Source organism: Trinickia sp. NRRL B-1857, assembly GCF_050470685.1.
Classification (GTDB): Bacteria; Pseudomonadota; Gammaproteobacteria; order Burkholderiales; family Burkholderiaceae; genus Trinickia.
Genome location: NZ_JBFLUK010000011.1, coordinates 1,936,564 through 1,947,142, shown reverse-complemented (window position 1 = coordinate 1,947,142; position 10,579 = coordinate 1,936,564). Strand labels below are relative to the sequence as shown.

At 57.6% G+C, this 10,579-nt stretch carries 8 protein-coding genes; 5 read left to right on the top strand and 3 right to left on the bottom strand.

From position 1 onward, the window contains the following. Positions 1–285 precede the first annotated feature (285 nt). The 3 genes from AB1286_RS28985 to AB1286_RS28975 all read right to left on the bottom strand — a co-directional run bounded on the left by AB1286_RS28985 (position 286) and on the right by AB1286_RS28975 (position 3,096). Entirely contained in the window at positions 286–897 is a 612-nt protein-coding gene (locus AB1286_RS28985) for a hypothetical protein (protein ID WP_430366638.1), read from the bottom strand. Between the two features lie 956 nt (positions 898–1,853). Further along, positions 1,854–2,276 (bottom strand): hypothetical protein, encoded by a 423-nt coding sequence (locus AB1286_RS28980; RefSeq protein ID WP_430366637.1) that lies wholly within the window; start codon positions 2,274–2,276, stop codon positions 1,854–1,856. Between the two features lie 505 nt (positions 2,277–2,781). Continuing rightward, complete coding sequence (locus AB1286_RS28975) at positions 2,782–3,096, bottom strand: hypothetical protein (protein WP_430366636.1); 315 nt, start codon at positions 3,094–3,096, stop codon at positions 2,782–2,784. A 772-nt stretch (positions 3,097–3,868) separates the two neighbouring features. Between AB1286_RS28975 and AB1286_RS28970 the strand changes: the two genes are divergently transcribed. The 5 genes from AB1286_RS28970 to AB1286_RS28950 all read left to right on the top strand — a co-directional run bounded on the left by AB1286_RS28970 (position 3,869) and on the right by AB1286_RS28950 (position 10,289). Beyond that, the gene (locus tag AB1286_RS28970; RefSeq protein WP_430366635.1) at positions 3,869–5,485 is read left to right on the top strand and encodes a tryptophan halogenase family protein; all 1,617 of its coding nucleotides are present in this window, start codon (positions 3,869–3,871) and stop codon (positions 5,483–5,485) included. Then, entirely contained in the window at positions 5,485–6,570 is a 1,086-nt protein-coding gene (locus AB1286_RS28965) for a monodechloroaminopyrrolnitrin synthase PrnB family protein (RefSeq protein ID WP_430366634.1), read from the top strand. The genes AB1286_RS28970 and AB1286_RS28965 overlap by 1 nt, the downstream gene beginning before the upstream one ends. Before the next feature lie 51 nt (positions 6,571–6,621). Next, positions 6,622–8,322 carry an NAD(P)/FAD-dependent oxidoreductase gene (locus tag AB1286_RS28960; RefSeq protein WP_430366633.1) on the top strand — a complete coding sequence of 567 codons (1,701 nt, stop codon included), beginning with the start codon at positions 6,622–6,624 and terminating at the stop codon, positions 8,320–8,322. A gap of 36 nt (positions 8,323–8,358) precedes the next feature. Continuing rightward, entirely contained in the window at positions 8,359–9,471 is a 1,113-nt protein-coding gene (locus AB1286_RS28955) for a Rieske 2Fe-2S domain-containing protein (protein ID WP_430367354.1), read from the top strand. Positions 9,472–9,650: 179 nt separating this feature from the next. Continuing rightward, the gene (locus tag AB1286_RS28950) at positions 9,651–10,289 is read left to right on the top strand and encodes a LysE family translocator (RefSeq protein WP_430366632.1); all 639 of its coding nucleotides are present in this window, start codon (positions 9,651–9,653) and stop codon (positions 10,287–10,289) included. Positions 10,290–10,579 lie beyond the last annotated feature (290 nt).

Here is a 10,579-nt window from a genome sequence, read left to right as displayed (position 1 = left end):
CCCAGTATATTCCTTGCTTACTCGGATTACTTATAAATGGATTAATTGGATTATCTTTGCGCAATACCGCTTGATTGTACATCAACAGCTCACCCACCAGCGTTGGACTTTTGTTTATTAAAGCAATCTCCGCAGAGGTTAATTTTATACTTCCGAACATATTTTCGTTGCCGGTGATTGACGACGAGCTTGTTTTTTTGCCTCATTTCACATTTCCTTGTTCGATATCTGAATAGTTAAAATCAATTCGCAGGCCACTCAACCGGACGATCACGTAGAATTACATTATCCCGATTGCGAATGCGATCGATGCGCATCACATCGAAGAATGTCAATGAGAGCGTCGATAGTTTTCCCAAAAGAATTTTCGGCACTCAATCGGCTTACGGGCTCGATCATTGGTGTTTCCCGTACTGCATCAAGCGCAGTCATCGTCGCGAAGTCTCGCTGGAATTCAACAAGAAAGTCTATCCACTCCTGCACCGCGTAATATCGCTTGTCAACGGACTCGTCAGGCTTAACCTGATCTATCTCGGACAAATGTGTCCGTAGGAATTCGATTTGCTCGTGCATCTTCCAAGCGAGGAAGTCCGGTTGCCTTCGGAGCGCCTCTCGTAGAGATGTCGCAGCAACAACACCAAGCTTCTCAAGATAGTCGGGCTGTCTTAGCGGTGCCTCCTCTCGTGCGAGCTCCGCAATTCGAGCATCCGATACCACGGGAACGGTGCCCTCTATCTGATTAAGAGTATCGGCAAAGCGCAGTTCAGCAATTTTCCGATAATCCGATTCGCACACCGACGGGGGAGGCTCCGGCGATAGCGCGAGCCCGGGCGTTGTGTTCAAAAATGCAAAAGTGAAAATTGCGATGCGTACAATTTTCATAATTTGATAACTCATAGTGTTGATTTTCAAAATATCAAAAAAATGGTGCAGAAAGCCTCTGAGTATGCCGAGCCCGTGTCTCGGCGACTGTAATAATTGATCCGAAAATTGGCAGAGAGCAGGACGAGCATTTCAGGTTGGCTCGCTGCGAACGGCATCAGCCAAGCTTCCAAGTGCCGAGACGGATGACCCGATACGGATCATGACTTGCCGAGCATTTAGCTAGCAGTGGCGACTTGGACCATGACGCACCATGTTCATACAAGAACGTTAGCCTCAGGTAAGTCCAAATCGCAAAGAGACAATGCATTGCTTTTGTCGGCATTTCGTGCGGGTACTCAACGTGAAGCCCCCATGTATAGGGCAGGGGAGCAGCGCAGAAAAACAGCCCGCTCCTACAACGATAGCGCCAGCAACTATCGGCGCACCTATATCGCTAAGACGTATCGAATCGCTATAACCCGAAAACATTATGAAGATGAGATGATCTAAATAGACGGCCCTGTCTTTGTTATCGAACGGTATAACACACTTCTTCCGCAGCGGCAGCGATAGTTGATCGTCGAACTTGCCGTAACTTCTTGTTTTTTAAATCCTGATTTAACGAAATGGAGCGTAGACATTCACGATCAAGAACAACTCCAGAATTCAAATAAATTTAACGTTTAGGGTACGCAGGTAGCGACCACCAGAGATGCAAATCCTTTTGGGAATAGAATGATCAACGCGAGCCATACAGATATAGCTGCATCAGAGCGAGTAAAGTCCTTGCGTGAACGGGTCGTTACTTGCGTTCACTTTTGTAAACATACTGACTCACTGGCAAGGCAATCGACGATCGTTGACATGTTCAGTCTGCTTGAAATTTGTCTGATTAGGGGAAAATTTCCATTAGATGTCTGCTCGCTACATAAATCCCTCTCAACAAAGACAGAAGCTTTTAGCCTACTCTGTTATGGCAAATTCATACCCTAATTCACCTTCACCGGCAACCAAAAAATCTTGCTTGGGCAGAATCGCTGGAGGTTTTCGTCAGCTTGAAGCCCTTCGATACCAATGCGTGATCGACTAACGTGGATGAGCAAAGAGCAATGGTCAACTGGATCTGCGGAAAGAATGTAGAGGCCATCTCGTATCTTGCGCGCTTCACCTGTGGCGCCGTACAGCCGCCCCCCGTTTCCAATCAGGACAATTTCAATCGTCGCTCCGTCACTCGTGAAATTCCCAATCTTTGCAATGTCACGCACCTCTGCCACATGTGGCAGCGACAGTTGATGCGAAAGCTCGTAAATCACGGGTGGACCAAACCACTCCGGCTCGCTGACACCGACATCGGCATAGCTCGAATTTTGGAGCGCGACCGCTACCGCACAGCAAATAAAAATCGTCAGCATCCGCCTAAGCCGGATTCCGACGCCACTTAGGAACCAAAGTCTCTGGCGCTCACGGCATCCGCTGATCAATGGAGCTCCCCGTTTTAAGAATAGATACAACTTGCCTCAACATCAGTATTTCGGCACAGCATGCGTCACTAACCGCCTGAATCGCGTTACGCTACCGGCGGAACCTAGAATGAAATTCACCGCATTGCTTATGTAGTTTTTTCGAATTAATTGTCGTAGACGATGTCGTAGACGATGTCGTAGACGATGTCGTAGACGACTCGTGCGTCATTACGATATCCGATCTCGCGCTATTTTTCAGTGAACATCTAATGGCAAATGTTGGGTACAAAATGCGGGCACCTCACGACGACCGTCGTAGACGATGGCGAGAGCGGACATCAAAGTCGTGCACCGTCCGAATGCGCCTGCGGCTCGACAAAGAAAAAGGGCAACAGCCCATCCGCGCTGTTGCCCTTCGTCCCTTCCGGCGCTTTAATGCCGGCGATCTTCGCGTTTAACGATCGGGGCTGTCACTCGTATCATCGGCCTTCATCAGCGTGCTCTCCGACGCCATGAACACGCCATTGACCGTCGCCATCGCAAAGACGATCGAGCGCGAACCCATGACGTAGTACCCGGTCCGGTCACCGGCGCTCCCGAGCCCGAATTGAACGCAAAGCTCGCAGCCGCATCGGTGAGGATGAACGACGCCGACGTTACCTGCGCCCACGTCGTAGCTGTCAGTGTCGGCGTCGCCGTTGGCATGTTCTTCGTCGAGAACTCGAAATCGAATTTGCCGCTTACCGAGGTCGGGCTCGACATCGTCCATCCCGTCGCGCTAGCTCTCGTTGAAATTCAAAATACCCAAGGGGCTTCCGATAGAACCGGGAATGGTTCCCCGAACGGCGCGTTCGGCTGTGTGTATGGCCGCCGACCTCCAGTATTGGTGGCGCGTATCCGAAAGCTGCCTGCCTGGTCTGACGCCGTCCAGACAGGTAGGTATAGAAAAAATCAACAGTGTCGCCTCGCGGAACTGTAGGGAGCGAGGCGGAGAACTTGTCCGGAATCATACAAGTCAAGCAAACCGATTTCCGATGAATTTGTGATCTCATTCGAAGCATCGAGTACCCAATCGGAATACCTTAAAAACTCTGAACGATTTACTTGATTTTAACAGGTAGTTTCCTATGATTAGCATGCTGGTTGGGGGGGGGAGGCGGCTGATATTTCCATTTAAAAGGGAAATATCGTACATGGAAAATACATTCCCCAGCAAAAGCGTAGAGAGCGATTTTGCAGGCCTGCACCTCAAAATTCGGCTGCATGGTACGAATAGTCGTCGGTGGGCCGTGCCGCGTGGGCGTCGCGTTTCCTTAGTGCACGGGCCAATAAACCTGATGGCAAGGTTTTTGCAAAATCAGAGTTTAAGTCGAAAGCATTCGCTTGGCGAATGCCGGCATTTTACATGCCAAACTTTACTGCGATTCACTACGCCTTTCCGGTGTCATTTTTCGTGATCAGATAAAAACGTTATGACGCATTACCGAACGAGTTACGAGTTCAACTCGTTAAGGCGGCACTATTTCCTAAGGGAAGAATGCATGAGTAACCCGATTAAGAATATCGTCATCGTGGGCGGCGGCACTGCGGGCTGGATGGCCGCCTCATACCTCGTCCGGGCGCTCCAACAGCAGACGAGTATTACGCTGATCGAGTCTGAGGCGATCCCCCGGATCGGCGTGGGCGAGGCAACCATTCCGAGTTTGCAGAAGGTGTTCTTCGACTTCCTCGGAATACCGGAGCGAGAGTGGATGCGCGAGGTGAACGGCGCATTCAAGTCCGCCATCAAGTTCGTGAACTGGAGGAAGTCTCCCGACCGCTCGCGCGACGATTACTTCTACCATTTGTTCGGCAGCGTGCCGAACTGCGACGGCGTGCCGTTGACCCACTACTGGCTGCGCAAGCGCGAACAGGGCCTCAAGCAGCCGATGCAGTACGCCTGCTATCCGCAGCCCGAGGCGCTCGACGGCAAGCTAGCACCGTGTCTGCTCGACGGCACCCGACAGATGTCACACGCATGGCACTTCGACGCGCACCTGGTGGCTGATTTCTTGAAGCGCTGGGCCGTCGAGCGCGGCGTGAAGCGCGTGGTCGACGAGGTCGTGGAGGTCCACTTGAACGACCGCGGCTACATCTCCAGCCTGTCCACCAAGGAAGGTCGGACGTTGGAGGCGGACCTGTTCATCGACTGCTCCGGCATGCGGGGGCTCTTGATCAATCAGGCTCTGAAGGAGCCGTTCATTGATATGTCCGATTACCTGCTGTGCGACAGCGCGGTCGCTAGTTCCGTGCCAAACGACGACGCGCGCGTAGGGATCGAGCCGTACACCTCCTCGATCGCCATGAACTCGGGGTGGACTTGGAAAATTCCGATGCTGGGCCGATTCGGCAGCGGCTACGTTTTCTCGAGCAAGTTCACCTCGCGCGACCAAGCTACCGCCGACTTCCTCAACCTCTGGGGCCTCTCGGAGAAGCAGCCGCTCAACCAGATCAAGTTCCGCGTCGGGCGCAACGGGCGGGCGTGGGTCAACAACTGTGTCGCGATCGGGCTGTCGTCGTGCTTTTTAGAGCCGCTCGAATCGACGGGGATCTACTTCATCTACGCGGCGCTTTACCAACTCGTGAAGCACTTCCCGGACACGTCGTTCGATCCTCGGTTGGCCGACGCATTCAACGCCGAGATCGTCGGCATGTTCGACGACTGCCGAGATTTCGTTCAGGCGCACTACTTCACTACATCGCGCGAAGACACGCCGTTCTGGCTCGCGAACCGGCACGATCTTCGGCTCTCGGACGCCATCAAAGAGAAGGTCGAACGTTACAAGGCTGGGCTGCCGCTCACCACGACGTCGTTCGACGATTCCACGTACTACGAGACGTTCGACTACGAATTCAAGAACTTCTGGTTAAACGGAAACTACTACTGCGTCTTTGCGGGCTTAGGCATGCTGCCCGAGCGGTCGTTGCCGCTCTTGCGCCATCGACCGGAGTCGATCGATAAGGCCGAGGCGATGTTCGCCCGCATTCGGCGCGAGGCCGGGCGTCTGCGGACGAGCCTGCCGACGAACTACGACTACCTGCGGTCGCTGCATCAGGGCGACGCGGGGCTGTCTCGCAGCCAGCCTGGGCCGGCGCTCGCCACGCCGGTAATCCTGTAGTGGAGCGCACCCTGGAGCGGGTAGACGCATTCGCGGCCACGCACGCCGCGGTGGCGGCTTGCGATCCGCTGAAGGCGAGGGCGATCGTTCTACAACTGCCGGGCCTGAACCGTAAGAAGGACGTGCCCGGCATCGTCGGCCTGTTGCGCAAGTTCCTGCCAGCGCGCGGCGTGCCCACCGGCTGGGGCTTCGTCGAAGCCGCCGCCGCAATGCGCGACATCGGGTTCTTCCTGGGGTCGCTCAAGCGGCACGGACACGAGCCCGTGGACGTGGTGCCCGGGCTCGAGCCGGTGCTCCTTGACTTGGCGCGCGTGACCGAGCTGCCGCCGCGCGAGACGCTTTTGCATGTGACGGTTTGGAACCCTGCGGCGGCCGACGCGCAGCGGAGCTACACGGGGCTCCGTGACGAAGCGCACCTGCTCGAAAGCGTGCGCATCTCGATGGCGGCCCTCGAGGCAGCCATCGAGATGACTGTCGAACTAGCCGACGTGCCCCTGCGGTCTACTGCTTTCGCGCAAGGGTGCGACGAGCTAGCGGCCTATCTTCAGAAAATGGTCGAATCGATCGTCTACGCCTACCGCTACATCTCGGTGCAGGTCTTCTACGACGAACTCCGCCCCTACTACGAACCGATTCGAGTCGGGGGGCAGAGCTACCTCGGCCCCGGTGCCGTAGAAATGCCGCTCTTCGTACTGGAGCACGTCCTGTGGGGCTCGCAATCGGACCATCAAGCTTATCGAGAATTTAAGGAGACGTATTTGCCTTACGTGCTTCCCGCGTTCAGGGCTGTCTACGCGCGGTTCGCCGGGGAGCCGTCGCTCCTCGACCGCGCGCTCGACCAGGCGCAAGCGGTCGGCACGCGGAGCGAGCCTGTCGTGGCCGGACTGACGGCGCTCGACCGGGTCTTCGATGTCCTGCTGCGCTTCCGAGCGCCCCACGTCAAATTGGCGGAGCGGGCGTACGAAGCCGGGCGAAGCGGCCCAACCATCGGCAGCGGGGGGTACGCGCCCAGCATGCTCGGCGATTTACTCACCCTCACGCGTGCTGCGCGGTCCCGCCTTCGCGTTGCCCAGGGCGAGCATTGACGCCTAATGCGCGCGGCCCTGTGTTCCATCTCATAAGGAGAGTTTGCCACCATGACTCAAAAGAGCCCCGCGAACGGGCATGACAGCAACCACTTCGACGTGATCATCCTCGGCTCGGGCATGTCCGGCACGCAGATGGGGGCCATCCTGGCCAATCAACAGTTTCGCGTGCTGATCATCGAGGAGTCGTCGCACCCGCGGTTCACGATCGGCGAATCGTCTATTCCCGAGACGTCTCTGATGAACCGCATCATCGCCGATCGCTACGGCATTCCGGAGCTCGATCACATCACCTCGTTCTACGCGACTCAGCGTTACGTCGCGTCGAGCACGGGCATCAAGCGCAACTTCGGCTTCGTGTTCCACAAGCCCGGTCAGGAGCACGACCCGAAAGAGTTCACGCAATGCATCATTCCCGAGCTGCCGTGGGGGCCGGAGAGCCATTACTACCGGCAAGACGTCGACGCCTACCTGTTGCAAGCCGCCATTAAATACGGCTGCACGGTTCGCCAGAAGACGAGCGTGACCGAGTACTACGCCGACAAAGACGGCGTCGCGGTGACTACCGCCCAGGGCGAGCGGTTCACCGGCCGCTACATGATCGATTGCGGCGGACCCCGCGCGCCGCTCGCAACCAAGTTCAAGCTCCGCGAAGAGCCGTGTCGCTTCAAGACGCACTCGCGCAGCCTCTATACGCACATGCTCGGGGTCAAGCCGTTCGACGACATCTTCAAGGTCAAGGGGCAGCGCTGGCGCTGGCACGAGGGGACCTTGCACCACATGTTCGCGGGCGGCTGGCTCTGGGTGATTCCGTTCAACAACCACCCGCGCTCCACCAACAACCTGGTGAGCGTCGGCCTGCAACTCGATCCGCGTGTCTACCCGAAAACGGACATCCCCGCGCAGCAGGAATTCGACGAATTCCTCGCGCGGTTCCCTAGCATCGGGGCGCAGTTCAAGGACGCCGTGCCGGTGCGCGACTGGGTCAAGACCGACCGCTTGCAGTTCTCGTCGAGTGCCTGCGTCGGCGACCGATACTGCCTGATGCTGCATGCGAACGGGTTCATCGATCCGCTCTTCTCCCGAGGGCTCGAAAACACTGCGGTGACTATCCACGCGCTCGCGGCGCGCCTCATCAAAGCGCTGCGCGACGATGATTTCTCCCCCGAGCGCTTCGAGTACATCGAGCGCCTCCAGCAGAAGCTTTTGGACCACAACGACGACTTCGTCAGCTGTTGCTACACGGCGTTCTCGGACTTCCGCCTGTGGGACGCGTTCCACAGGCTGTGGGCGGTCGGCACGATCCTCGGTCAGTTTCGGCTCGTGCAAGCCCACGCGAGGTTCCGTGCGTCACGCGACGAGGGCGACCTCGATCATCTCGACAACGACCCTCCGTATCTCGGGTACCTGTGCGCGGATATGGATGGGTACTACCAGTTATTCAACGAAGCAAAAGCCGAGGTCGAGGCCGTGAGCGCCGGGCTCAAGCCGGCCGAGGAGGCTGCGGCGCGGATTCATGCCCTCATCAACGAACGTGACTTCGCCAAGCCGATGTTCAGTTTCGGGTACTGCATCAACGGCGCCAAACCGCAGCTCAACAACTCGAAGTACAGCCTTGTGCCGGCGATGAAGCTGATGCACTGGACGCAGACCAGTGCGCCGGCAGAGGTGAAGAAGTACTTCGATTACAACCCGATGTTTGCGCTGCTCAAAGCGTACGTCACCACCCGCATCGGCTTGGCGCTGAAATAGTCGACCGACATCGACACGGACACCGACACGAAAATGATGGACGACATTCAATTAGAGCAAGCGGCCGCCAAGGAGCATCCCGCGACGGTGTACGACGCGACCACGCGCTTGGCCGCGAGCTGGTACGTCGCGATGCGTTCGGACGACCTCAAGGACAAGCCGAAAGAGTTGACGCTCTTCGGCCGGCCGTGCGTGGCGTGGCGCGGGGCGACGGGGCGGGCCGTGGTGATGGACCGCCACTGCTCGCACCTCGGCGCGAACCTGGCCGACGGGCGAGTCGAGGACGGGTGCATCCAGTGCCCGTTTCACAATTGGCGGTACGACGAGCAGGGCCAGTGCGTCCATATCCCCGGCCACAGCCCGACGGTGCGCAGGCTGGAGCCCGTCCCGCGCGGCGCGCGCCAGCCGACGTTGGTCACCGCGGAGCGGTACGGCTACGTGTGGGTCTGGTACGGCTCCGCGCAGCCGCTGCACCCGCTGCCGGAAATCGCCGCGGCCGATGTCGACAACGGCGACTTCATGCACGTGCACTTTGCGTTCGAGACGACGACGGCGGTTTTGCGGATCGTCGAGAACTTCTACGACGCACAACACGCGAACCCTGTGCATGCGCTCCCGATCTCGGCCTTTGAGCTCAAGCTCTTCGATGACTGGCGCCAGTGGCCGGAGCTCGAGCCGCTGGCCCGGGCGGGCGCATGGTTCGGTGCCGGCATCGACTTCACCGTGGACCGGTACTTCGGACCCCTCGGCATGCTGTCGCGCGCGCTCGGCATGAACATGTCGCAGATGAACCTGCACTTCGACGGCTACCCCGGCGGGTGCGTCATGACCGTTGCCTTGGACGGAGAGGCGAAATACAAGCTGCTCCAGTGCGTGACGCCGGTGAGCGACGGCAAGAACGTCATGCACATGCTCATCTCGATCAAGAAGATGGGCGGCGCTTTGCGCCGCGCGACCGATTTCGTGCTATTCGGGCTTCAGACCAGACAGGCTGCGGGGTATGACGTCAAAATCTGGAACGGGATGAAGCCGGACGGCGGCGGCGCGTACAGCAAGTACGACAAGCTCGTGCTCAAATACCGCGCGTTCTACCGCGGCTGGGTCGACCGTGTCGCCGAGCCGACTGCTCGACCGCAACGCCGCGAGTGAGCTGGCGGCCCGAACGCCGGGCTCGACGGTAGCTAGCGCAAAAAATGTCATCGCGCCGAGGACGACCTTACGCCCGCGGGCGAGCGCGAGGGCCTCAATGCGTATTCGGCTGCTCGAATGCTCGGCTTCTGCGAAAATCTCCTGGCGCTAGTCTTTTCCGCTAAAAAAAGGAGATTTCAATGACCGCATCGGCTGCCATTTTCGCCATCGTGGCCGCGCTCTTGCTGGGCGCGATGATTCCAGGCCCAAGTTTCGTCGTCGTCGCGCGCAATGCAATTGGGCTTTCTCGTAGGGATGGCCTCGCCACGGCCCTGGGTATGGGGGCGGGAGGGATCTTTTTCGGCAGTATCGCCCTCGCCGGGCTTTACACGCTTTTGCAGGCCGTCGAATGGCTCTATATCGGGCTGAAGATCGCAGGCGGTGCTTATTTAATTTATGTCGCGTCGAAAATTTGGCGCGGCGCCGACCGCCCGTTTGCGATGCAAGATGCGGCGCTGAAACGTTCGGGTGCACGGCACAAATCGTTCTGGATGGGGTTGACCACACAACTGAGCAATCCTAAGACGGCGATTTGGTACGGCAGTATTTTTGCCGCGCTGCTGCCTCAGCATCCCCCGCTTTGGTGCTATTTTGCGCTGCCGCCGCTCGTGTTTTCGGTCGAGTTCGGCTGGTACACGGTCGTTGCCTTGTGCTTTTCGAGCAAGGGCCCGCGCGAAGTCTATCTGCGCGCCAAAAAGTGGATCGATCGGATCGCAGCCGGTGCGATCACCGCGTTGGGTTTGCGATTGATTCTTTCCGCTCCGAAAGCCGGGATTTGACGATCGCTGCTGCATCCGGGGGGCGTACTTAGCGTCATACTAGGTTGCGTCCCCGATCGCCTTCTCGGCATGAGCCGGCGATCCGGGGCCATCGATGTCCACATTTTGAGCGCTGTGTGAATCGCAGGTTGCCGTAATCCGTTTGTAAATTGAGGTAATTCGATCATCTGTCGTCCTGCACGTTCTCGTCGAATCGCCGATGTTCTTTCAATTTCCCGCTAAATCGAATTATTCAAATCGGGCCGCTGAACATCGATTGAAATGCAGAGGCCTCATGCGAAAAGCTATCC

What these genes read in the sequence shown, in the direction of transcription:
- AB1286_RS28985 (WP_430366638.1), bottom strand. Translation starts at nt 897, where the DNA reads ATGAGTTATCAAATTATGAAAATTGTACGCATCGCAATTTTCACTTTT.
- AB1286_RS28980 (WP_430366637.1), bottom strand. Translation starts at nt 2,276, where the DNA reads ATGCTGACGATTTTTATTTGCTGTGCGGTAGCGGTCGCGCTCCAAAAT.
- AB1286_RS28975 (WP_430366636.1), bottom strand. Translation starts at nt 3,096, where the DNA reads ATGGACGATGTCGAGCCCGACCTCGGTAAGCGGCAAATTCGATTTCGA.
- AB1286_RS28970 (WP_430366635.1), top strand. Translation starts at nt 3,869, where the DNA reads ATGAGTAACCCGATTAAGAATATCGTCATCGTGGGCGGCGGCACTGCG.
- AB1286_RS28960 (WP_430366633.1), top strand. Translation starts at nt 6,622, where the DNA reads ATGACTCAAAAGAGCCCCGCGAACGGGCATGACAGCAACCACTTCGAC.
- AB1286_RS28955 (WP_430367354.1), top strand. Translation starts at nt 8,359, where the DNA reads ATGGACGACATTCAATTAGAGCAAGCGGCCGCCAAGGAGCATCCCGCG.
- AB1286_RS28950 (WP_430366632.1), top strand. Translation starts at nt 9,651, where the DNA reads ATGACCGCATCGGCTGCCATTTTCGCCATCGTGGCCGCGCTCTTGCTG.